This is a genomic window from Desulfitobacterium nosdiversum (assembly GCF_049860565.1).
Lineage (GTDB): Bacteria > Bacillota > Desulfitobacteriia > Desulfitobacteriales > Desulfitobacteriaceae > Desulfitobacterium_A > Desulfitobacterium_A nosdiversum.
This window is the reverse complement of sequence record NZ_CP172056.1, coordinates 1,053,424-1,076,126: the sequence shown is the minus strand read 5'-3', so window position 1 is coordinate 1,076,126 and position 22,703 is coordinate 1,053,424. Positions and strand designations below refer to the sequence as shown.

The window sequence follows — 22,703 nt, the reverse complement described above, 5'->3', positions numbered from 1 at the left end:
CCCCTTTCTTTCCAAAAGCAACCTATTTCTATGGAAATTATATTTTTTTGTTCATCATTTTGCAACTTCTAGAACCGATGTTTAGTGTATACATGTCAATCGGATAGGAGACCACCCATTATTTGAGTGGTCGACCTTCCACACCACCGTACGTACCGTTCGGTATACGGCGGTTCCTCAGTTTACGCGGTTACTTGTCGATAGTATTCAGAAAAGAATAGGAACCCAAATCCTTTAATCGTTTCATTATTAAGGGATTTGGATAGGATTGGGCTATTGGATATTCTCCAGTAGCCTTTTCTTGTATTTGCGTATTCCCATGCTTTCTGTTTATGGACTCCGAGCGATTTAAGCATCTTAAATCTCGTTCTTAATCGTTTCCATTGTTTCCAGTAAATCATGCGAATCCTTCTTCTCATCCATTCATCTGTATCAGATAGCAATTTCTTTATATCCGCTATCTTGAAGTAGTTTATCCACCCCATAATGTAGCGTCTTAGCTTTGTTGCTCTTGTCTCATTGCCCATTCCGTTGCTTCTGGAAGTAAGCTCTTTTACTTTTCTTCTCATTTTAACAACTGATTTTGGATGAATTCTAATTCTCGTTTTTCCTTTGTAGCGGTAAAATGAGAATCCAAGAAATTTTACCTTCCCTACGTAGTCGACCACTGTTTTCTCCCTGTTCACTTTTAGGAATAATTTATTCTCAATGAAAGGGAGTATGTTTCTGAGTGTGCGTTCTGCGCTTTTCCTGCTTCTGCAGAAGATTAGCAGGTCGTCCGCATAGCGGACGAACCGGTGCCCCCTTTTCTCAAGTTCCTTGTCCAGCTCAGTAAGCATGATGTTGCTAAGAATTGGACTTAAAGGGCCTCCTTGAGGTACGCCGATCTCGGTTTCTTCGAATTTATACCTAACGATTACTCCCGCTCTCAGGTATTTATGGATGAGGGATATGACACGTCCATCTCTTATGGTTCTGGATAGCACTTCGACTAGTTTACTTTGGTTTACCGTGTCAAAGTATTTCTCCAAATCCATGTCGACAACGTATTTATATCCTTCGTCTACGTTTTCTTGACATTTCCTGATTGCCTGATGAGCACTTCGTCCAGGCCGAAATCCATAGCTGTTGTCCGAAAACTGTCTTTCATATATCGCCGTAAGTACTTGGGATATGGCTTGTTGCACAACTCTATCTACTACTGTAGGAATCCCTAGATTCCTTTTCTTCTTCCCGTCTTCTTTGGGTATTTCTACCCTGCGGACAGGATTAGGACGGTATTTACCGTCCAGGATTGACTGCCTGAGTTGACTTCCGTTTTCTTTGAGATATTGCAGAAGTTCATCTACTTCCATCCCATCGATTCCGTGAGCCCCTTTATTGGATTTTACTCTCTTGTAGGCGCTGTTCATGTTGTCTCTATCCAAGATTTGCTCATGCAGTCCCTCCTTCGACAGGTCTGCGTTGGTGATGTTGTTTTCAGCTATCCTTTCAGAATTGTGCGCTTCCGCATATCCTTTGTGTTCCGCACTATTCTTTTGCGGTGAGCCTTCCTTTGGACTTTTGTCTGCCGGAAGTTGGCTACACTTAACTTCTGATTTGGTAACATTCATTTACTTTCACCTCCTGTGGTTCAGCCCTTCCCACTGGCCGTCGACTGCCAGTGGTAGTATGGCTTCTGCTGACTTCTCACGACAAATCTTGTTTCAACCGTACTTCATACGTTTTGTTTCCGTACGTCCGTGAGACCTCCCCGGGTAAGAACGCAGTCTTTCCTTCCATTTATCTGCCACATTTACACCGTAGGCTTCCGGATAGTTTTGGGCTTTAGTTTGCTTTGCAACCTCACCCAGCCTACATATGCCTAATGTGATTTCTGTTCGTCAGACCAGAAGTTTGCCTCCAGCTTCCTTCAAACTCCACCTCACGATGGACGCTCTTGCTCTTGGCTATGTGCTTGGCACTATCAACCCGCACTCGGGACTTTCACCCGTTAGACTGCGCCCATGCCGGGCGCACAAAAGAAAACGCCGAAATTTCTTCGGCGTTTCGGGCTCAATATAAAGTTAGAGGAGCAGAGGCAGTTCTTATTTGAAATAACGGTTGAGTAATCCTTGGAAAGCTTTACCGTGGCGAGCTTCATCTTTGCACATTTCATGAACCGTATCATGGATTGCATCCAGATTGAGTTTCTTAGCCAAAGTAGCAAGATCTTTTTTACCTTGGGTAGCGCCAAATTCAGCATCTACTCTTAATTGAAGGTTCTTTTTAGTATCCGGGAAGACAACTTCACCCAAAAGTTCAGCAAATTTAGAAGCATGTTCAGCTTCTTCAAAAGCAATACGTTTGTAAGCTTCAGCAACTTCCGGGAAACCTTCGCGATCCGCTTGACGGCTCATTGCCAGGTACATTCCAACTTCGGTGCATTCGCCATTGAAGTTAGCTTTTAAGCCTTCAATAACTTCAGGGTCAACGCCTTGAGCAACTCCAATTTTATGCTCATCAGCCCATACGCGAGCTCCTTCAGTTTGTTCTGTGAACTTATCTTTTGATGCATGACATACGGGGCATTCTTGAGGAGCCTCATTTCCTTCATAGATGTAACCACAGACTGCACAAACAAATTTTTTCATTTTTAATTACCTCTCCTTTTTAAATAAGATTATATGTTTGATTTGTTTTTTAACGTAAACCTTGTTTACATCACTTATTATATTATAATTATTCTAAATGTCAATAGATCTTTTTTAAATTTTTACATGAATTTTTATAAAAGAAATATCTAAGCTCACTTAGATAAAGTATAACTTTTCTAATATTAGTAATCAATGAGTCCTTGGTCACGATTTCTTTTACTTTTATTCATCGAATAGGTTTTCCTATAACCTTATAAAAAAATCGCTCTAGAATAATTCTAAAGCAACCATATATCATCTATTTCTTAATAAATAAGCATGCATTTCGATCGCGATCCTTCGTCCTTCCCCCATAGCCTTAACCACTGTTGCGGGGCCGTGAACGACATCCCCCGCCGCAAAAACGCCTTCCCGGGTTGTCATACCATGTTCATCACTCAGCAATAATCCGTCTTTATCTACTTTAAAACCTTCCGAGGTCGAGACAATCCGTGCAAACGGGCGCTGACCAATGGCAATATATACTTTATCTGCAGAAAGAACAAAACTTTCCTCTTCTTTGATTCTCAGGTGCCCGTCATCCATCACCTCTGTCGGTGCACATTTAACCCCGGTAACCTGATCCACACCGAGAATCTCCAGCGGTGCGATACAGGGGCGAATCATAACTCCTTCTGCTATAGCCTCATCCCGCTCCCTACCTCGAGCTGTCATTTGATCAGCGCCCCGGCGGGCAAGAACAGTAACCTCTGCTCCCAAACGGCTCGAGGTTCGAGCTGCATCCATCGCCACATTACCGGCTCCAATAACAACGACTTTTTCACCCTTTTTCGTAGGCAATTCATTATCTGGCAACTGTCCTAAATTATAAAGATTGATCGTCTGCAAAACGAAGATTGCTGACATAACCCCTGTTAAATCTTCACCCGGAATGTTCAGTTTGCGCGGAAGCCCTGCTCCTGTCCCTATAAATACCGCTTGATATCCTTCCTTAAAAAGATCGTCTAAAAGCAAATCGACCCCGATCAAGGTATTCAGTCTAAACTCCACACCTGAATTTTTAATTTTTTCGATCTCACGTCTGACCACTTCTTTAGGCAGGCGATACTCCGGTATCCCATAAAGAAGTACACCGCCCGGTTCAGATTCCCCTTCGAAAACAGTGACCGAATACCCCAACTGCGCCAGCTGAACTGCGGCCGCCAAGCCTGCAGGGCCAGAACCAATAACTGCAACAGATCCCATGGTTGAAACAACCTTTGCAAACTCAATATCTTTTCCTTGTTCAGCAATATATTGTTCAAGTTTCCCAATACGAATTGCTTTACCCTTGCGTCCTAAAACACAGCCTGCTTCGCATTGCATTTCTTGGGGGCAAACTCGCCCGCAAACCGCCGGCAAATAGCTGTGACGATATATGGCATCAAGACCCGTCGCATAATTTTCCTCGCGAAGAGCTTTAATAAATTGAGGAATAGCATTATAAACAGGACAGCCTTTACGACAGCCTGGCTTTTTGCATTGAAGACAGCGTGCAGCCTCAGCTAAAGCTTCTTCCTTTGTAAAGCCGGGTTCAAATTCTTGATACGTTTCCTCCATAAATATCCCCTTTTCTCTTATTGCTTTATCAGTTGCATCTTAACTTACTTCAATTAGGCTTATAGCTTTTATTTAATTTAGCCTTCAACCCTTCCACCGCTTGGCTTGATCATAGTCAATTCCAAATTGGTCTAAGATCTTCATCACGTGATGGTTAACGATATCTTCAATACCTTGGGGATGGCTGTAAAATGCCGGCATAGGGGGAACAATTCTTACTCCAATTCTAGACAACTTAAGCATGTTCTCTAAATGGATAGGACTAAGAGGCGACTCTCTGGGGCTCAAAACTAACTTTCTGCCCTCTTTGAGCATAACGCTTGCCGTTCTTGCAATGAGATTTTCATCATACCCCTGAGCAATAGAACTCAACGTTTTCATACTGCAAGGAATAATGATCATACCCTCTGTAATAAAGGAACCGCTCGATATCCTTGCTCCTAAATCTTGATTATCATAAATAACCGTTGCTAAGTTCTCGACATCCTCTAGGGAGTATTTCGTTTCGATGGTTAAATTTTCCTTTGCCCAATCACTCATAATAAGATGAGTATTCACTTCATCCGCGGCCTTTAAGGCCTTCAGCAAATTTATAGCATAAATCGTTCCAGTCGCACCGGTAACCCCAATTACAATTTCCATATTTCATCACCTGAAACCGTTATTTGAAAAGAATTATATCATGTTCCGCAAATTTATCCACCTTACGGCCCTTAATTTCGTTCTTATGGATTTGATTTAAGCCTTAAGCATCTATTTTCATCCTGACTGCTCATCAATCATGCCTGTATAGATCACTGCTTTATGAGCATCATAATATTAAATTACTTTTATTGAAAGAAATGGGCGAATCCATGTTAGAAAACGGCAAGATATCCACTCGACAATTTACTTTTCTCTTATTCTGCCTTGTAACAAGTTCTTTCTACTATAACATGCCTCAGCAAAAAATTGCTCATCTGCAGCAGGATGTCTGGCAAATCATTGTTATATCCTGGGCGTCTGATGCAGCTCTTGCTGTGGTTTTTCAAATTCTTGGTCGAAGATACCCGAACCTAACCATGATGCAGTACGCCGAAACCATTCTTGGTTCCTGGTTCGGTAAATTAGTGGGGCTGAGTTTTGTTTTGCTTTTTGCTTCGGGGGCTATTCTCTACCTAATGGATATTAGTTTTTTTCTTAGAATAACACTCATGCCCGAAACGCCCATCTTCGTCTTCAGCTTCGTCATTCTTCTTGTCAGTGCCTACACGGTTAATGCAGGGCTCGAAGTCATCGCTCGCTTAAGCGAAATCATCGGGCCTATTATGATTTTATCCTTGCTCGTCGTTTTCTCTCTCAATTTAAATGAAATAAAAGTTATAAACCTCCTTCCGATGTTTCAGCATAGTCCTCTTGTTGTTTTCAAAGAGAGTTTAAGAACAACAAGTGTATTTGGACTTTGTATCGTCATGGGCATATTTATGGCTTACCATAATACTCCCCAAGAAGCGCTTAAAGCTAAATTAATAGCAATAACGTCAGGAGCAATTCTAGCCATTCTGATCTTGCTTGAGCTCATAGCAGTCCTCGGCGTAAATATGAACAGTATAGAATTTTTTCCCGTCTTCCGTATGGCTAAATACATTGAAATGGGTGGTTTTCTTGAGCGCATTGAACCTTTAATGGTTATATTTTGGGTTGGAGGTACGTTTGTCGCTATAACGATCCTGTTCTATAGCACTGTTCTGGGATTTGCCCAGGTTTTTAAAGTGTCAAGGTATCAATCTTTAACCCCGTTCATCGGAGTGGGAGTTCTTCTTGTCTCATGGCTCAGTTTTCGCAACGTCACAGAACTTAACTTTGTTATTGAAAGAGTTTTGCCCTACGTAGCACTCTTCGTGGAAGTTGTATTGATGCTTTTGCTTTTTGCGGTAAGCTATCTTCGACATGGCAAGGGCAGAAATGTACTGCGAAGGGGGAAAAAATAATGATGAAAAAAATCATACCTCAACTTATTAAGCCGTTACAGCCTAAAAAAAAGAAAAGCGAAGACATTCCTTCGGCTAATCAAAACAAAACACAGGCCCAAACCCTTAGTCTCAATTTATCCGATAATCTAGCCCTGCTCAAAGATCGCTTTCTAGACAGTAGTGATATTATTTATCGACAATTCAATATTAGTTTTAAGTCCGAAAACAAGGCTTTCATTATCTATATTGAAGGTCTAGTCGATACAGCAGCAATTAAAACTGATATTTTAGAGCCTTTAATGTACGATTTTACTTCAAAACAACTTGAAGAATCTTATCAAGACAATTTACTTGCTGTTATTCGCGATTCTGCCTTGCCAACTAACCGTATTCAGGAGACTCAGTCTATTGAAGATCTGATTCAGAACATCCTTATGGGGCAGTCGGCCTTGCTTCTGGACGGTTTCAATTCTGCTCTCATAATCAATACCAAAGGCGGTGAATACCGACCGATTAAGGAGCCTGATACAGAATCTGTCGTTCGAGGACCGCGAGAAGGCTTTACCGAAAATATCGGCGTAAATACTGCTCTCCTGCGAAGGAAGATAAGAGACAGCAACCTTAAACTTGAAGGGTTAAGTCTAGGGACTCGTACGAAAACTCAGATTTACATTGCTTATTTAAACGGGATTGTCAATCCTAAGCTAGTTACTGAGGTTAAAATGCGACTTCAAAAAATCCATTTGGACAGCATTTTGGAAAGCGGTTATGTTGAACAGCTTATCGAGGATGCGCCAGGCTCGATATTTCCAACGATCGGAAATACGGAAAAGCCCGATGTTTTAGCCTCCAAAATTTTAGAAGGGCGAATCGGCATTTTTGTAGATGGTACTCCATTTGTCTTAGTCATCCCTCATCTGTTTATTGAATCTTTCCAAAGTGCCGAGGATTATTATTCAAGACCTTTTTACAGCACAACAATCCGCTTTATCCGTTTTGTCGCTTATATAATTACAACTTTACTGCCGGCAATCTATGTAGCCCTTGAAAGTTTTCAGCCTGAAATGATTCCTACGGATTTGCTGTTCAGTATGGCCGGGTCACGGGAAGGCATTCCCTTTCCTGCTTATGTCGAAGCTTTAATAATGGGCGTAATTTTTGAAATCATGCGCGAAGCAGGGATACGGATGCCGAGGCCTATCGGTCAGGCTGTCAGCATTGTCGGTGCTTTAGTCCTGGGTGAAGCGGCTGTTCGTGCCGGAATCGTCAGTGATCCAATGATTATTATCGTGGCTTTAACCGCAATCAGCAGTTTTGTCATTTCCTCGCTAGGTGATGCTATTCCTCTACTTCGATTATTTTTTATGGTTTGTTCTGCATCTTTAGGAGTATTCGGGGTATTGATGGGAATTCTGTTTGTTCTTATCCATTTATTAAAACTTCGCTCTTTTGGTGTTCCTTATCTTTCTCCATTAGCTCCAGGAAATCGTGAAAGCTTAAAAGATGTTTTAATCAAGGCCCCAATATGGGCCTTAAGAAAACGGCCCCGTATTTTGGGTACTGAGGATCCTATACGACAAAACTCTGGAAAACCTTCACCGGAAAAATAGAGGGGACTATAATTATGAATTGGAAAAGATGGGTATTGATCCTTATGATCCTATCGCTCCCGTTGCTTACGACAGGATGTTGGAATCGCCGCGAATTAGATAAGATCGGAATCGTAACAGAAGTCGGAATTGATCAAGGAGAAAATCAGCAAATTGTATACACAGTCCAAGTGATTATTCCTTCAGGCATTAAACGGGCGGAGGGCGGCAGTTCAGGACAGGGAAAATCCACTGTCACTTTTACAAGCAGCGGTCCTACGATTTTTGATGCCGTCCGCAATCTTACCGAGGAATCAGGACGCAGGCTTAATTATTCCCATACGATGGTGATTGCCGTAGGCGAAGATATGGCCAGAGACGGAGTTCTTCCCGTTCTGGATTTTTTTGTTCGTGATCATGAAATGCGATTTAGAACATGGATTGTAGTCACAAGCGGAAAGGCTGCCGACATTGTTGAAGTCACGCCTCCACTGGAAAATTTATCGGCTAAAAATTTAAGGCTTCTTCTTAAAGATTACGATATTGTCTCCAAGTCAGTTGCAGTTAACACTCTTGATTTTTTTAATGAAATAACAGATGAGTCACTTCAAGCAGTAGTTGGGAAGGTTGAAATAGCCAATCAAAAAGAGAAAAAGGGATTAGTACTGAAAGGAGCGGGAGTTTTTCATAAAGATAAGTTGGTCAGTTGGTTAGACCCGATGAAAACACGCGGTTATTTATGGGTCAGAGATAAGATCAAAAGCGGAATTATCACGATTCCTTGTCCTGGTCAAGAAGACAAGCTTATTTCTTTAGAGATTAAAAATGTGAAATCAAGCATCAAGCCTTACATTGACGAGGGTAAAATGAAATATCGAATTGATGTCACGGTGGAAAGTTCCGTAGGTGACCAAATGTGCGATATAGATTTTACTGATCCGGAAAAGATTAAATTATTAATGGAGGCACAGCAAAAAAAAGTTACTGAAGAAATAGAGCCCATTATTGAAGAAGCCCAAAAGAATCTAAAATTAGATATTCTTGGACTTGGTGAAGCAACAATGCATAGATTTCCCAAGGAGTGGAAAGAGATGAAAGAAAACTGGGAAGCTGAATTCCCAAATGCTGAAATTGAAATTCAAGTCAAGTCCAAGATTAACCATACTGGTCTAATTAGTCGAGTTAAAATGAATAAATAGGAATAAAGTTAGTTTATTTTCCTGCTTCCAAATTTCCCTCTAGCCCTATCTTCGCAGCCACCGTCTGCATCCCTTTAATCGTCTGCTCAATTACAGAGTCCAGATCAAGCTCTAGCATTTGAGCCCCGTTTGCGATAACCTCGCGGTTTACCCCTTCGGCAAAGCTCTTCTGTTTCCATTTCTTTTTGACGGATTTTACCGTTAGGTCAAATAGGCTTTTACTGGGCCTAAGCAAAGCAGTAGCCGCGATAAGACCTGTCAATTCATCAATGGTATAGAGAACTTTTTCTTGCCGGGTTATCGGTTCAACTTCATTAACAAGCTTGTAGCCATGACTTTCGATTGCCCGAATATAGGACTCGGGCCAATGTCTCGGCTCAAGAATGGCTCTCGTTTTATGACAATGCTCTTCTGGATACATTTCGAAATCGATATCATGCAGTAAGCCGATAATCCCCCATTCTTCAATATCTCCATTAAACAAGGAAGCAAAGTGGCGCATTACCGCTTCTACTGTGATTGCATGTCTGATTAAGCTCTCACTTTTTACATATTCATTAAGAAGTTGCCAGGCAACTGTTCGATCAAGTTCATTTTCAGGCATTTATTGGACCTTCTTTCTTTAACAATTCATCAATCACCTTAATCAATTTCACTCAAATTAAATGGGGTCTCCTGATAAACGTAGTAGTTAAGCCAGTTCGAAAAAAGCAAACTCGAATGACCTCTCCAGCGAACGATCGGTGTTTTTCCCGGATCATCATCAGGAAAATAATTGCGTGGGATATTGATTGGAAGACCGCCGGCAACATCGCGGTCGTACTCTGCCTTCAAAGTGAGCGGATCATACTCTGAATGTCCGGTTACGAAAATTTGGCGTCCTCCTTTTGTTCCTACTAAATACACACCCGATTCTTCAGACTCTGACAGTATCTCTAATTCTGCGACCTTTTCGATATCCTCCCTTTTAACTTCCGTATGCCTGGAATGCGGGACATAGAAAATATCGTCGAAACCTCTAAGCAGCCTGACATGCTTATTGTTGAGAGTATGCGGAAAAACGCCAAACATCTTAGCCTTTAGAGAGTACTTTGGTACACCGAAGTAATGGTATAAGCCGGCTTGAGCTCCCCAGCAAATATAGAGTGTCGAATAAACGTTATGTTTACTCCAGTCCATGATTTTAACGAGTTCAGGCCAGAAATCAACCTCTTCAAAATCCATCTTTTCGATAGGTGCGCCTGTGATGATCATTCCGTCAAATTTCTTATCCTTAATTGTGTCAAACGTTTCATAAAATTTAACTAAATACTCTTCCGTAGTATTTTTAAAATTATGAGTTTCTGGATAAAGCAGGGTAATGTCCACTTGTAAAGGGGAATTCCCCAAAAGTCTTAAGATTTGTGTTTCTGTTACAATTTTATTGGGCATGAGATTCAAAATGACGATGCTAAGCGGTCGAATATCTTGGTGAGCTGCCCGTCCTTCGTTCATAACGAAGATGTCTTCTTTATTTAATATTTCCGCTGCTGGCAAACCATCGAGTATATTAATTGGCAATAAACTATCCCCTTTCATATGGAAAGAATACTGAAAACGCTTAGGTCGTGTAGCTTCACGCACATCTGCTCACTTAGCGCTCCGGGGCTGGCACACTCGCTTTCGTGGGAGCTCCGCCAAACCCTTCTGTTTTCTGCATGTGAACCACCGGCTTCGCTTCCCCACGGAAGCATAGTGTTCCTGACCGCCCCTCTGCGAAATCGTTCGCGTCTGTGCGTGAAGCTACGCTTATTAGGTTTTTCAGTCATTCTTTTTTGAGAAAATCAGCACCACCCGTCCAACGGTTGGTTTGTTCTGAGGCTATAAGCCTCTGGTACCAACTCGCGCTTAAAGACGCTGGCTTTCACTTTCGTTCAAGCCGATGTCTCAATCCTTTTGCTAATTATAAATTGCAAAAGGCTAAAAACTAGGAATGCTTTTTCCCTTAAAGTCGCTCATAAAACAAACCTTGCTGAATACTGGCTACTTATGAATTGGAAAGACTTCCTTCTCCCTTTTGCATAGAATAAGTGTCTTTCTTTGTGGGCTATAAAACATTCTATTATTCGTTTATTGGAGTCCTTTGAACGAATCAACTTTAACGAAAAGTAGTTTAGTATAACTTTTTGGTCCCCACCCGCATAGCAGGTGGTTTTTTATTTCGCTTCGCTCAACAGGCTAAAGCCCATAAATAAAACCTCTTTCCGAAGAAAGAGGTTTGTTTTTTATTTACTCCTCTCTCATCTATCAATGTTTCCATCGCAGGAATTGGCACCGCTGTATTCTATAAATAAAATACCGGTTGCCGGGTTTCATCGGGCCAGTCCCTCCACCACTCTTGATAAGAAGTTTGAATTCTATTCAATTTTCCAATAGAACTATACTATAACATTAATTGATTTAAGTCAACTGTTCCCTAATGATCAAGTTAACTCATGGATAAACAAGCCGCTCCTGAGTTTTGGCTCAAACCATGTTGACTTCGGAGGCATCAATTTTCCTGCATCAGAAACGTCAAACAACTCATTGATTGATGTTGGATACATGGAAAATGCAAGCTTCATATCGCTGTTGGCTCTTTTCTCAAGTTCCTTAAGGCCTCGGATTCCGCCAACAAAGTCGATTCGTTTATCCGTACGGATGTCTTTGATATTAAGGACAGTCGTCAAGAGGTTATTTTGAAGCAAGGAAACATCCAGTCCCTCAACAGGATCTGTTGAGCGAATTTCCTCTTTAGCTGTTAGTTTATACCAAACGCCCTCAAGATACATGCCGAAGGTTGCTTTTTGAGCGGGCTTATAAGGTTCGGCTCCAATTTCTTCGATAGCAAAGGATTGGGCTACTTCATTTAAAAATTCTTCTTTGGTGTATCCGTTTAAATCTTTAACCACCCGGTTATAATCTAAGATCATGAGTTGGTCATGCGGAAAAAGTACGGATAGGAAGAAATTAAACTCTTCTTCTCCCGTGTATCCTGGATTAGCTGCTCTTCTTTTGAGTCCAACCTTGACCGCTGATGCTGCCCGATGGTGACCATCAGCAATATAGATGCTTTCGATATTTTTAAAGCCTGCGGCGATGGTTTCGATATCCTGCGCCCCATCGACTTTCCATACCACATGTTTAATTCCGTCCGGAGCCGTAAAATCATATAAAGGTTTTTCCTTTTTGACTCTATTAATGACGTTGTTGATTGTTTCTTGGGAACGATAAGCTAAAAAGATCGGACCTGTTTGTGCATTACACGCATCGACATGAGTGATGCGATCCACTTCTTTATCTTCCCGCGTTTTCTCATGCTTTTTAATGACATTATTTAAATAATCGTCGATTGCTGCGCATCCGACTAAACCCGTCTGTGAACGGCCATTCATCGTCAGTTCATACACGTAATAACAGTTCTTTCCCTCTTTAATGAAGATCCCGTCTTGAATCATTTGCCGAAGGATTTCACGGGCTTTTTGATAAACTTGATCATCATAAGGACTAACATCCTCAGGCAATTGTGTTTCAGCTCGATCAATCCGTAAGAAGGATAAGGGTTCTTTTAATACTTCTGCCAAAGCTTCTTCACGATTATAAACATCATAAGGAAGGGCTGCCACTCTGCCGGCAACATCCTCTCTGGGTCTAAGCGCATTAAATGGTCTAATCACAGCCAAAGTTTTTCCTCCATTCTCTTCTGATACGTAAAATAAAGGGGAACCATAAAAATGGGTCCCCCTTAAGAACTGCTTACTTAATCACTCTAACTTTGATAACGCCTTCAATTTCACCGATTTTCTTAGTAATTTCCTCTGTTGAAGGAGTTTCAATATCGAGCAAGGAATAGGCCCATTGTCCTTTACTCTTATTGGTCATATCAGAAATATTAATATTTTCCTTTGCAAATGTTGAAGTAAACTGGCTGAGCATATTGGGGATATTTTTATGAATGATGGCTATGCGTCCGGTCTGTTCGCATACCCCCATATCGCAGTTAGGATAGTTTACGGAATTCTTGATATTTCCGTTTTCAAGGTAATCCATCAATTCATTGACTGCCATAATAGCACAGTTGTCTTCTGCTTCACCTGTGGAAGCTCCTAAGTGAGGAATAGCGATAACGCCTTCAACACCGACAACCTTTGGATTGGGGAAATCCGTGATATACTTGCTGACTTTCCCGGCTTTTAAAGCTTCAATCATATCGTCGTCGTTAACCAAGGTATCCCTTGAGAAGTTGAGGATTTTTACTCCTTCCTTCATCATGGCAAAGGCTTCTTTATTAAACATTCCTTTGGTCGAATCGGTCTGAGGAACATGAACCGTAATATAGTCACATTCTCTAAAGATCTCTTCTACCGATCTTACCGGTTTTACATATTTCGAAAGTTTCCAAGCCGCATTGACTGAAATATACGGATCGTATCCATAAACCTCCATTTGAAGTTTATTGGCGGCATTTGCGACTAAAACACCGACTGCACCTAAGCCAATAACCCCAAGCTTTTTACCCATAATTTCATTGCCGGCAAATTTGGACTTTTTCTTTTCAACAAGTTTCGCAATATCCGGATCGTCTTTTACTGAAGTGACCCAGTTAATTCCGTCTGTTATATCCCGTGAAGCCAGAAGCAAAGCAGCAATTACGATTTCTTTAACACTATTGGCATTTGCCCCTGGTGCGTTAAAAACAACGATTCCTTTTTCAGCGCATTTATCCAGAGGAATATTGTTAACCCCGGCGCCTGCTCTGGCAATCGCCTCCAGACCAGGGTGCAGCTCTAAATCATGCATGGCGGCGCTTCTGACAAGTACTGCATCGGCATCAGAAAATTGATCGACGACTTTATAATTGTTTGTTAATAAATCGAGTCCAATATTGGCGATAGGATTTAAGCAATTGACTTTAAACATTTCCAAGCACTCCTTCATCTCTTACGCGTTTTCAGCTTCAAATTTTTTCATGAATTCAACAAGAGCTTTAACCCCTTCAATCGGCATCGCATTATAAATACTTGCTCTCATTCCGCCCACTGTTCTGTGACCCTTTAGGTTTTCAAATCCGACAGCCTTAGCTTCTTTAACAAATTTAGCATCCAACTCTTCATTGCCGGTAACAAAAGGAACATTCATCAAGGAACGGTCTTTTTTAACAACGGTTCCTTTGAAAAGTTTGCTGGAATCCAGGAAATCGTACAAAATAGCTGCTTTTTCTTCATTTCTCTTTTTCATGGCTTCTAAGCCGCCCAGCTTTTTAACCCATTTGAACACTTTGCCGCAAATATAGATTCCGTAAGCTGGAGGAGTGTTATAAAGCGAACCGTTGTCAGCATGGGTTTTATATTTCAGCATCGTTGGCGTTCCGGGAAGAACTTCCTCCGTAATCAAATCTTCGCGGATGATTACGATTACAACACCCGCCGGTCCAACATTTTTCTGAGCCCCGGCAAAAATAAGGCCGTATTTCGTCACATCTACGGGTTCAGACAGGAAGTCGGAAGACATATCGGCAACTAAGATTTTATCCCCGGTATCCGGCAATTCATGAAATTTCGTACCATAAATGGTATTGTTATGGCAGATGTAAACATAGTCAGCATCCTCAGAAATCTTTAAATTCTTAAGATCGGGGATATAGGTAAATGTCTTATCCTCAGAAGAAGCAATAACATTGATTTTCCCATAGATTTTACCTTCGGAGATTGCCTTTTTCGCCCATTGACCTGTTTTAATATGATCAGCCACTCGATTCTTCATCAAATTCATAGGAACCATAGCAAATTGTTGGGAAGCTCCTCCTTGAAGGAAGAGAACTTTATAGTTATCCGGTATATTCATTAATTCTCTGAGGTCTTTTTCTGCATCGCCGATAATTTGTTCAAACGCTTTTGAGCGATGGCTCATCTCCATAACGGACATTCCTGTTCCGTTATAATCCAACATCTCTTCTGCTGCCTCTCTTAAAACCTCTTCCGGTAATACTGCCGGGCCTGCTGAAAAATTAAATACTCTTGCCATTTTAAAAATCTCCTCTCTTTTTCCCTTTAGTAAAAATTATTTATTAATCCATTTAATAGCGTTTTATAAAAAATAATCCTCCTTTTTGAATTTCTTATTTAAATGTATTAAACTGGATGTCCCTATTTAAACAAAATCCGCCCCAATGTTTGGGGCGGAAAATTTCCACGGTGCCACCCAAGTTCTAACCCATATTAAATGGCATGACAAAAGGTGCTTAAAAATACACAAAACCTCTCATCCCTATCAGGGACGAGAGGTTATTCCCGCGTTGCCACCCATGTTGCCAAATCGGCCAACTTATGTCCGCGCTATCGGGCGGAACCCGTCACAATTCATCATTGGCCACTCCGGGATGGAATTCTTTAGCTTGTTTGACTGACTTGCACCTTCCGCCAGCTCTCTAAACAACATAAGCCTTGAACTTCCCTTCATCATGTTGAGGTTTGTTATTTGTTATTGGTGTAGATTTTATCTTTTTTATCTCCATCTGTCAATAGGTTATTTAAAAAATACAGAAATACAGTATTACATCAATGGAGCAAAAGCCCTTAAAATAATACGACCCAACCTTTTGTATAATTTAACATTTCGGCATGTATCCAGGGTAATATATTGGCATTGTTCCAAGGTTTTCAGGAAGTCCTCTTTCACCTGCAATACGCTTCGCGTCTGATACATCCAGACGCCGCATTCAAAATGCAGATACAGACTCCTGTAATCCAAATTGATGGTTCCAACTACACCCAGCTCATCATCTACCGCAAAAGATTTAGCATGATTGAAGCCGGGTGTATATTCATATATTTTTACACCGCTCTCCACAAGCACCTGATAATTTGCCCGTGTCACAGAATGAACAAACCACTTATCGGGAATATGCGGAGTTATGATTCGTACATCAACACTTCGCTTAGCCGCAGAGCATAGTGCTATAATCATCTCATAGTCAAGAATAAGATATGGCGTATTGATATAGATATAATGCTCTGCATTACTGATCAAATTGAGATAAACAGTTTCGCCAACGGATTCCTCATCTAACGGGCTGTCCGTAAACGGCTGCACATAACCGTCAGAAGCAAATGTCTTAACCTTATGTTTCAGCGGGCGAAATTGCTCATACCCCTCCACTGTTTTCCTCTGATAATTCCAGAGGGATAAAAACATCACTGTAAAACTCCAAACCGCTTCGCCCTGAATAAGAATTGCCGAATCCTTCCAATGCCCATACTTCTCATAGGCATTGATATATTCATCAGCTAGATTAATGCCCCCCGTAAATGCTGTAAACCCATCAATAATAGCAATTTTACGATGATCACGATTGTTTACATGAAAGGACAAAACAGGTACAACACGATTAAAAACAGAGCATTTTACCCCCAGCTTTTCCAACTGTTTGTCATAGCCATAGGGAAGAGTTAGAAGACAGCCTACATCATCATAAAGAACTCGAACATCGACTCCTTGTCTCACCTTTTCGAGAAGAACTTCGAGGATCGTATCCCACATGATTCCTTTTTCAATGATGAAATACTCGAGGAAAATATAACGCTCAGCCTTTTTTAATTCCTCAAGCAAACGCTCAAACATACGCTCACCTGGGGATAGATACTCTGAAACAGTGTTCTTATAAACCGGACAATAAGAATATCGCTCAATATAACGAGATTGATTGGCAATGCTTCGATTTTGAAGCTCAATTTCTTTAAGGATCGCTTCATTTTGCCCCAGTGATTGAGTCATCCTTTCCTGAATTTCAGCCATTTTTCGTTTTATGCGCTTACTTGATTTATTTCCCCCAAAAAGCATATAAATAAGTCCGCCAAAAATGGGAAAAAGAAGAATCGGAATAATCCAGGCAATTTTATAAGCGGGATTGCTCTTACCCGTTAATATTCTTAATAACGCAATTACACTGAGCAAGGTACAGGTCGCATAAAAATAGACAAAATAACTTGTAAACTGCCAAATAACAATCACTAAAACAAGGGCCTGAATTACGATTGGAGCACCTATTAAAAATAATCTGCTCGAGAAAAATCTGAAAATCTTTTTCATTTCTGCACTCCTCAATTTTTTCCGAGAAAATTACGACACTCTTAATTTCACCTTCATTGACAAAAAAAATTTTAACATATAACATATATAGAGTAAATATATTATTATTCATACATAAATGGAGGTCCCCTATGAAAAGCATCGTATTCGAAAATGAGGTTTGGGACTTTTTACGAATGATTACGGAGTGTATGGAAAATTCCTTTCGTCCGATTGCTGCAAAACATGGCTTAACGTTATTGCAAACGCAAATTTTAATTGAACTTAAACATTGTGGGCATCATACTGTAGGAAGCTTAGGCGGTATTATCGGCCTTTCCGGGGGGAATGCTTCTTCGATGTGCAAAAAGCTGGAGAAAGCCGGTTTTATTCAGCGCATTCGCAATCCGGAGGATGAACGGTATGTTCAACTTGCTTTAACCCCAATCGGGGAAAATACTATTCATCAAATCGGCGAAGATCTTGAAGAAAGATATGGTGCTTTTTTGGGAAGCAAGTGTGAAGACGAATTTCAGATAATATTTGAATGTATGAAAAAATTAGGCTCCTTCATTCGTGAAATGAGTGAGGAAGCTTAAAAAAACTAATGGAGTGAAAAGATAATGGAAAAGCCCAATAAAAAAAATAAACCGAAGAAGCCCTTGATTTATTTTTATGGAATAGGCTTAATTCTCCTAATGCTGCTCAATGCCTTTGTTTTTCCCCTTTTAATGAAACAACCGGTTACTGAAGTAGACTACGGCACTTTTTTAACGCAAGTTGAAAGCGGAGCTGTCAGCGAAGTTGATATTCAGAGTTCTCAGATCAATTTTAAGGCTAAAGATACGTCCGGTAAATACGTCGATTATGTTACAGGCTTAGTGAATGACCCTGAGCTCGTCAATCGGCTTCATAATAAAGGTGTAAAATTCTCACAAACTATACCTAAACAGAATTCCCCATTGATGAATTTTCTATTAACGTGGATTTTGCCTTTAGCTTTCTTTTTGGCAATGGGTCAGCTCTTAACCAGCCAGATGTCCAAACGTATGGGTGGAATAAATGCGATGTCTTTCGGTAAAAGCAAGGCTAAAATCTATGTTCAGGCCCAAACCGGCAAGACCTTCAAGGATGTCGCCGGTCAAGACGAGGCTAAAGAAGCTCTAATGGAAATCGTCGATTTTCTCCATAACCCTGCCAAATATGCAGATATTGGAGCTAATCTGCCCAAGGGGGCTCTGCTTGTTGGGCCGCCGGGAACAGGTAAAACACTGCTGGCTCAATCTGTCGCCGGCGAAGCCAAAGTTCCCTTCTTCTCGATCTCCGGCTCTGAATTTGTTGAGATGTTCGTCGGCATGGGCGCAGCTAAAGTGCGTGATTTATTTCAACAAGCGAATGAAAAGGCTCCCTGCATTGTCTTCATTGATGAAATTGATACCATTGGCAAAAAACGAGGCAACGGTAATTTCGGCGGCAATGATGAGCGTGAGCAAACCCTCAATCAACTGCTGACAGAAATGGATGGATTTGACGGTAAAAAAGGTGTTGTCATCCTTGCCGCAACGAATCGTCCGGAATCCCTTGATAAAGCCTTGCTCCGACCGGGTCGATTTGACCGCCGAATTCCTGTTGAGCTTCCTGATCTTGCAGGACGGATGTCAATTTTAAAGGTTCACGCGCATAACGTAAAAATGGAGAATAATATTGACTTCAACGCGATTGCCCGGGCAACTTCAGGCGCATCCGGTGCTGACCTGGCTAATATCATCAACGAAGGAGCACTGCGTGCGGTCAAAAACGACAGAACGCGGGTTAATCAAAATGATTTAGAAGAATCCGTTGAAGTCGTAATCGCTGGATATCAACGGAAAGGAGCTGTAATTTCGCAAAAAGAAAAAGAGATTATTGCTTACCACGAAATTGGGCATGCCCTCGTTGCAGCGAAGCAAACCGATTCAGCACCCGTTCATAAGATTACCATCATTCCCAGAACCTCAGGCGCACTCGGTTACACCATGCAGGTCGATGAAGGCGAGCATGTACTCATGAGCAAAGAAGAAGCGTTTAACAAAATTGCGACCTTCACTGGGGGCAGATCTGCAGAAGAATTGATTTTTAACACCTTTACCTCCGGAGCTTCCAATGATATTGAGCAAGCCACAAAAATCGCACGGTCGATGGTTACCCGCATGGGCATGAGCAGAAACTTTGACATGATGGGCTTAGAAACCTTGAACAATCCGTATCTTGGAACCGATACTTCCTTAGCCTGTTCTGCAGACACTGCAGCTAAAATTGATGAAGAAGTTCTGGCGATCATCAAACGAGCCCATGAAAAAGCTATCGGTATTTTGAAAGAAAACACTGATAAGCTCCACGAACTTGCTCGTTATCTCTTAGAAAAGGAGACCATTACCGGAGATGAGTTCATGGCTATTCTTTCGCGGTAAAATGCCTTAGGGTCGTGTAGCTGCGCGCACACAGCTTCACTAAGCGCTTCGGGGCTGGTACACTTGCTTTTGAGGGAGCTATCTTCAGCGGGATAAGCATTCTTTGGAGATAGCCGCTTCGAGCGAAAATGTCCACTGGACACTTTCGTGCCAAACCTCAGGGTAATACCTGATGTTCGTTGCTCCTGTGCATTCCGAACAGTCGCTAAACTGTTCGCCCGAAGAAGGTTGCATCCATGACATCAGGCCCATAAGCCGTGGCAAGGCTTATGCACTTGTTTCCCGATAGTCTCCAGTGGAGAGTATTGCACTTGTTTGGCCAAGTCCAGTGGCGCCGATCCCCTCACGAAAGCATCGAGCACTTTATCGCGAAACCCTTTCAAACAAGTGCAATAGCCTTCACGGCTATCGAGGCTTTCGCCGCGAAATCGTTAACTTCTATGCGTGAGGCTACGCTTACAGGTCTTTTTTCTCGGCTTTGTTTTATGGGAGGTATATATACTTTGAAAGTCGTCATTATTACAACCCCGTTGGGAAACGGACATAACGCGGTTGCCCAAGCCATTTCAAGCTGCTTAGATAAACAGCACATTGATAATGTCGTTCTCGATCTCTACGAAAATATTCAGCCCCTGCTTAAGGATATTATCTCAAAGGGGTTTTACCTTTCCATGAAATCCATAAGCTTAGTCAAGGATTTCGCCTCAGATCTTTATGACCTGAATCAAAAAAGAGATGTCACCTCTGAATACTCTATCAGTCATGTTAAAAACCAAGTCCTTGCCTCGAAGCTTTATAAAGTCATTAGAGAGTATAACCCTGATGTCATTATTTGTACGCAGGTATATGCAGCGCAGGTCGTTGATGTCTTGAAGGAAAAAGAAAAAATAACCGCGACCGCCATTGGAATTATTACAGATTTTACTGTACAAACCTATTGGGAAGATGTAGAGCATTTTGAATATATCGTTGTTGGAAGCAAATTATTAAACCCTCAGTTAAGAAAACGCGGTATTACTTCGGACCGTGTTTTACCCTTCGGAATACCCATTGCTGAAAAGTTCTCCGTAAAGAAAACAAAGACTGAGGCCTGCTCGCTGCTTGAAGTCGATGCCGGCCCCATCAATGTACTGATCATGGGTGGGGGCATGGGGTTTGGCAACATTGACAAGTACATTGATGAACTCGATAAAAGTCCATTCGATTTACAGCTTTTTGTTATCTGCGGCAATAATAAAAGTCTCTATAAAAAGATAAAGGAAAAATCAACTCAAAAGAAAATTAAAGTATACGGATACGTCGATAATGTGGATATCTTAATGGATGCTTGCGATTGTATTCTTTCAAAGCCCGGGGGAATTACGACCTCCGAAGCCCTGGCCAAAGGTCTTCCCATGATCATAATTGATCAGTTGCCTGGTGTAGAAAACCGCAACGTTGAATTTCTCCTGAACAACGGCGCTTCCTTTTATGTCTCCAAAACATTTTCAATTGATGATGCCCTCCATCTCCTGCTGGAATCTCCCGAACGGCGAAAAAATATTCAAGAAGCCATGAAAAGCTTAGCCCGCCCCAACTCGACTCAAACTTTATGCAGCTTTTTAATTAACACAATCAAAGCACAGGAAAAAAAAAGCAAACAAATACACTAATCATCCATTCTTAATTCATCGAATACAAGGGAGCTTATTAAATGAATTGGCTAAAAAAAATTATGATCGGTCGCTACGGAATAGATCAATTGTCTATAGCCTTGCTGATTGTCTATCTTCCTTTTTCTCTAGCTGCTGAAGTTATTAGGGTCAATTGGCTCAATCTCATAGCACTCGCCCCGCTCGCTATCTGCTATTTCAGGATTTTTTCACGCAATATAGTTAAACGACGTGAAGAAAACCGAAAGTTCTTAGTCTGGTGGTATCCCTTTAAGAGTTGGTTTAACCGCAATTTTAGCAGAATTAAGGACATCAAAGATCACCGTTATTTCCAATGCCCAAGCTGTAAACAGAAAGTCCGAGTTCCCAAAGGTAAAGGAAACATTCGTATTACCTGCCCAAAATGCAGAACTCAGTTTGTCAAAAGAACATAACAAGAACGGCAATTGGCGTATTTTGCTTTACACCTATTGCCGTTTTTGTTACCTTACTTTAAGAACCTTATGCAGTTGTATCCCTAACCGTAAGCAACGTTCAGGATAGTGCTGAATCAAATCATATGCTTTTTGGGCTGATTCCGGACGTCCACTTTCGACCTGAAGGAAAACCCTTCCTTCAGGCACTGCCCGCTGATTTATATACTCAACTTTGAACTTATCATCAACAACATATTTAAGCTCATCCGCCCGACAGGCTAAAGCATATTCATTACCAGGCTTAGGCGATGCTGTAATCCAATCTATACCCCATTCATCAGGGACTGGATTTGTCCCATTCGTTTCTACGGCAACATATTTCCCCCTCTTATGCAGCTCTTGAACTAAAGATCCAAGATCGTATAAAGTGGGTTCTCCTCCGGTAATTACAATATGCTGATGAGGCATTTTAATTTCGTTAATGATTTCTTTGGTATTCATCCACCGCGCTTTTGCTAAGTCAAAGGAATATGCTGTGTCACACCACGGGCAACGAAGATTGCATCCTGCAACACGGATAAAAGTTGCTCCCTTACCGCTATGGAAACCTTCTCCCTGTATACTTGTAAAACTCTCGGTGATAGGGTAACGGATAGGTTCCTTATTCATAAGCGACTTCCGCACAGGAGTCTGGTGTCTCCCATAGCTTTATTCTTTCAACTTTGACACCAAGAGGCTGCAAGTTTTGATCTAAAACATCAAATATGTAAGCCGCCATATTCTCAGCCGTTGTTCTAAAAGAAAATACTTCATTTAAAAGCTTATGATCGACCTTATCTATAACCTCTGATTTAACAATGGATTTAAGATCAGAGAAATCAATGACCATTCCCTCATCAGAACCGTCAGTCATCAATTGACCCTTGTCACGCATTACAGTGACCTCTAATTTATAGGTATGACCATGCATGTTGGAACATTTTCCCTTGTGATTGGGCAAAAAGTGAGCCGCATCAAAGGTGAAACTCTTCGTTACTTTTATTACTTTACCCATTATTCTCGAAGCCTCTTTCTTATCTAATACAAACGGATTGCTTGATATAACTTAGTGTACTTCAACCAGCT

At 41.3% G+C, this 22,703-nt stretch carries 19 protein-coding genes and 1 riboswitch; of the genes, 7 read left to right on the top strand and 12 right to left on the bottom strand.

Annotated features, from left to right (window positions below; translation table 11 throughout):
- Positions 1–182 precede the first annotated feature (182 nt).
- The 4 genes from ltrA to ACHOLT_RS05230 form a co-directional block, all read right to left on the bottom strand.
- Positions 183–1,613, bottom strand: coding sequence for a group II intron reverse transcriptase/maturase (gene ltrA, locus ACHOLT_RS05245; protein ID WP_425806257.1), 1,431 nt, complete (start codon positions 1,611–1,613; stop codon positions 183–185).
- A gap of 474 nt (positions 1,614–2,087) precedes the next feature.
- Positions 2,088–2,633 (bottom strand): NADH peroxidase, encoded by a 546-nt coding sequence (locus tag ACHOLT_RS05240; protein ID WP_425806256.1) that lies wholly within the window; start codon positions 2,631–2,633, stop codon positions 2,088–2,090.
- Between the two features lie 297 nt (positions 2,634–2,930).
- On the bottom strand, positions 2,931–4,235 hold the full coding sequence (locus ACHOLT_RS05235; RefSeq protein ID WP_425806255.1) for an NAD(P)-dependent oxidoreductase: 1,305 nt from the start codon (positions 4,233–4,235) through the stop codon (positions 2,931–2,933).
- 84 nt (positions 4,236–4,319) lie between these two features.
- A complete protein-coding gene (locus ACHOLT_RS05230) occupies positions 4,320–4,877 on the bottom strand; it encodes a UbiX family flavin prenyltransferase (RefSeq protein WP_425806254.1) in 558 nt (185 codons plus the stop codon).
- Between the two features lie 200 nt (positions 4,878–5,077).
- Between ACHOLT_RS05230 and ACHOLT_RS05225 the strand changes: the two genes are divergently transcribed.
- Genes ACHOLT_RS05225 through ACHOLT_RS05215 form a run of 3 tightly spaced genes read left to right on the top strand, consistent with a single transcriptional unit; the run spans position 5,078 to position 8,975 of the window.
- Entirely contained in the window at positions 5,078–6,205 is a 1,128-nt protein-coding gene (locus ACHOLT_RS05225; RefSeq protein WP_425807902.1) for a GerAB/ArcD/ProY family transporter, read from the top strand.
- On the top strand, positions 6,205–7,797 hold the full coding sequence (locus ACHOLT_RS05220) for a spore germination protein (protein WP_425806253.1): 1,593 nt from the start codon (positions 6,205–6,207) through the stop codon (positions 7,795–7,797). The genes ACHOLT_RS05225 and ACHOLT_RS05220 overlap by 1 nt, the downstream gene beginning before the upstream one ends.
- A gap of 14 nt (positions 7,798–7,811) precedes the next feature.
- Entirely contained in the window at positions 7,812–8,975 is a 1,164-nt protein-coding gene (locus ACHOLT_RS05215) for a Ger(x)C family spore germination protein (RefSeq protein ID WP_425806252.1), read from the top strand.
- Positions 8,976–8,988: 13 nt separating this feature from the next.
- Here ACHOLT_RS05215 and ACHOLT_RS05210 read toward each other — a convergent pair whose 3' ends face one another.
- From ACHOLT_RS05210 to cls, 6 genes are all read right to left on the bottom strand, one after another.
- Positions 8,989–9,579 carry a hydrolase gene (locus ACHOLT_RS05210; RefSeq protein ID WP_425806251.1) on the bottom strand — a complete coding sequence of 197 codons (591 nt, stop codon included), beginning with the start codon at positions 9,577–9,579 and terminating at the stop codon, positions 8,989–8,991.
- 38 nt (positions 9,580–9,617) lie between these two features.
- Positions 9,618–10,535, bottom strand: a complete 918-nt coding sequence (gene metA / locus ACHOLT_RS05205) for a homoserine O-acetyltransferase MetA (RefSeq protein ID WP_425806250.1) — start codon at positions 10,533–10,535, stop codon at positions 9,618–9,620.
- 716 nt (positions 10,536–11,251) lie between these two features.
- Positions 11,252–11,362: riboswitch (SAM riboswitch) on the bottom strand.
- 75 nt (positions 11,363–11,437) lie between these two features.
- A complete protein-coding gene (locus ACHOLT_RS05200; protein ID WP_425806249.1) occupies positions 11,438–12,676 on the bottom strand; it encodes a DUF1015 domain-containing protein in 1,239 nt (412 codons plus the stop codon).
- A gap of 73 nt (positions 12,677–12,749) precedes the next feature.
- A complete protein-coding gene (locus tag ACHOLT_RS05195) occupies positions 12,750–13,913 on the bottom strand; it encodes a phosphoglycerate dehydrogenase (protein ID WP_425806248.1) in 1,164 nt (387 codons plus the stop codon).
- Positions 13,914–13,934: 21 nt separating this feature from the next.
- Positions 13,935–15,017 (bottom strand): 3-phosphoserine/phosphohydroxythreonine transaminase, encoded by a 1,083-nt coding sequence (serC, locus tag ACHOLT_RS05190; RefSeq protein WP_425806247.1) that lies wholly within the window; start codon positions 15,015–15,017, stop codon positions 13,935–13,937.
- A 528-nt stretch (positions 15,018–15,545) separates the two neighbouring features.
- Positions 15,546–17,081, bottom strand: a complete 1,536-nt coding sequence (cls, locus tag ACHOLT_RS05185) for a cardiolipin synthase (RefSeq protein WP_425806246.1) — start codon at positions 17,079–17,081, stop codon at positions 15,546–15,548.
- A gap of 131 nt (positions 17,082–17,212) precedes the next feature.
- On the opposite strand from cls, the gene ACHOLT_RS05180 reads away from it, so the two are divergent.
- The 4 genes from ACHOLT_RS05180 to ACHOLT_RS05165 all read left to right on the top strand — a co-directional run bounded on the left by ACHOLT_RS05180 (position 17,213) and on the right by ACHOLT_RS05165 (position 21,596).
- Positions 17,213–17,659: a MarR family winged helix-turn-helix transcriptional regulator gene (locus tag ACHOLT_RS05180; protein ID WP_425806244.1), complete on the top strand. Its 447-nt coding sequence runs from the start codon at positions 17,213–17,215 to the stop codon at positions 17,657–17,659.
- 24 nt (positions 17,660–17,683) lie between these two features.
- A complete protein-coding gene (gene ftsH, locus ACHOLT_RS05175) occupies positions 17,684–19,510 on the top strand; it encodes an ATP-dependent zinc metalloprotease FtsH (protein ID WP_425806243.1) in 1,827 nt (608 codons plus the stop codon).
- A gap of 503 nt (positions 19,511–20,013) precedes the next feature.
- On the top strand, positions 20,014–21,162 hold the full coding sequence (locus ACHOLT_RS05170) for an MGDG synthase family glycosyltransferase (protein WP_425806242.1): 1,149 nt from the start codon (positions 20,014–20,016) through the stop codon (positions 21,160–21,162).
- A 41-nt stretch (positions 21,163–21,203) separates the two neighbouring features.
- Positions 21,204–21,596, top strand: a complete 393-nt coding sequence (locus ACHOLT_RS05165; RefSeq protein ID WP_425806240.1) for a hypothetical protein — start codon at positions 21,204–21,206, stop codon at positions 21,594–21,596.
- 48 nt (positions 21,597–21,644) lie between these two features.
- On the opposite strand, the gene ACHOLT_RS05160 is transcribed toward ACHOLT_RS05165, so the two are convergent.
- Together ACHOLT_RS05160 and queD are read right to left on the bottom strand one after the other, a co-directional pair.
- The gene (locus ACHOLT_RS05160) at positions 21,645–22,247 is read right to left on the bottom strand and encodes a 7-carboxy-7-deazaguanine synthase QueE (protein ID WP_425806238.1); all 603 of its coding nucleotides are present in this window, start codon (positions 22,245–22,247) and stop codon (positions 21,645–21,647) included.
- Positions 22,240–22,632, bottom strand: coding sequence for a 6-carboxytetrahydropterin synthase QueD (gene queD, locus ACHOLT_RS05155; protein ID WP_425806236.1), 393 nt, complete (start codon positions 22,630–22,632; stop codon positions 22,240–22,242). Before queD ends, ACHOLT_RS05160 begins: the two co-directional genes overlap by 8 nt.
- Positions 22,633–22,703: the final 71 nt, after the last annotated feature.

Bases quoted from the DNA above. Each gene is read 5' to 3' on its own strand.
- ltrA (WP_425806257.1), bottom strand. From the start codon at position 1,613: ATGAATGTTACCAAATCAGAAGTTAAGTGTAGCCAACTTCCGGCAGAC.
- ACHOLT_RS05240 (WP_425806256.1), bottom strand. From the start codon at position 2,633: ATGAAAAAATTTGTTTGTGCAGTCTGTGGTTACATCTATGAAGGAAAT.
- ACHOLT_RS05235 (WP_425806255.1), bottom strand. From the start codon at position 4,235: ATGGAGGAAACGTATCAAGAATTTGAACCCGGCTTTACAAAGGAAGAA.
- ACHOLT_RS05230 (WP_425806254.1), bottom strand. From the start codon at position 4,877: ATGGAAATTGTAATTGGGGTTACCGGTGCGACTGGAACGATTTATGCT.
- ACHOLT_RS05225 (WP_425807902.1), top strand. From the start codon at position 5,078: ATGGGCGAATCCATGTTAGAAAACGGCAAGATATCCACTCGACAATTT.
- ACHOLT_RS05220 (WP_425806253.1), top strand. From the start codon at position 6,205: ATGATGAAAAAAATCATACCTCAACTTATTAAGCCGTTACAGCCTAAA.
- ACHOLT_RS05215 (WP_425806252.1), top strand. From the start codon at position 7,812: ATGAATTGGAAAAGATGGGTATTGATCCTTATGATCCTATCGCTCCCG.
- ACHOLT_RS05210 (WP_425806251.1), bottom strand. From the start codon at position 9,579: ATGCCTGAAAATGAACTTGATCGAACAGTTGCCTGGCAACTTCTTAAT.
- ACHOLT_RS05195 (WP_425806248.1), bottom strand. From the start codon at position 13,913: ATGTTTAAAGTCAATTGCTTAAATCCTATCGCCAATATTGGACTCGAT.
- serC (WP_425806247.1), bottom strand. From the start codon at position 15,017: ATGGCAAGAGTATTTAATTTTTCAGCAGGCCCGGCAGTATTACCGGAA.
- cls (WP_425806246.1), bottom strand. From the start codon at position 17,081: ATGAAAAAGATTTTCAGATTTTTCTCGAGCAGATTATTTTTAATAGGT.
- ACHOLT_RS05180 (WP_425806244.1), top strand. From the start codon at position 17,213: ATGAAAAGCATCGTATTCGAAAATGAGGTTTGGGACTTTTTACGAATG.
- ftsH (WP_425806243.1), top strand. From the start codon at position 17,684: ATGGAAAAGCCCAATAAAAAAAATAAACCGAAGAAGCCCTTGATTTAT.
- ACHOLT_RS05165 (WP_425806240.1), top strand. From the start codon at position 21,204: ATGAATTGGCTAAAAAAAATTATGATCGGTCGCTACGGAATAGATCAA.
- ACHOLT_RS05160 (WP_425806238.1), bottom strand. From the start codon at position 22,247: ATGAATAAGGAACCTATCCGTTACCCTATCACCGAGAGTTTTACAAGT.
- queD (WP_425806236.1), bottom strand. From the start codon at position 22,632: ATGGGTAAAGTAATAAAAGTAACGAAGAGTTTCACCTTTGATGCGGCT.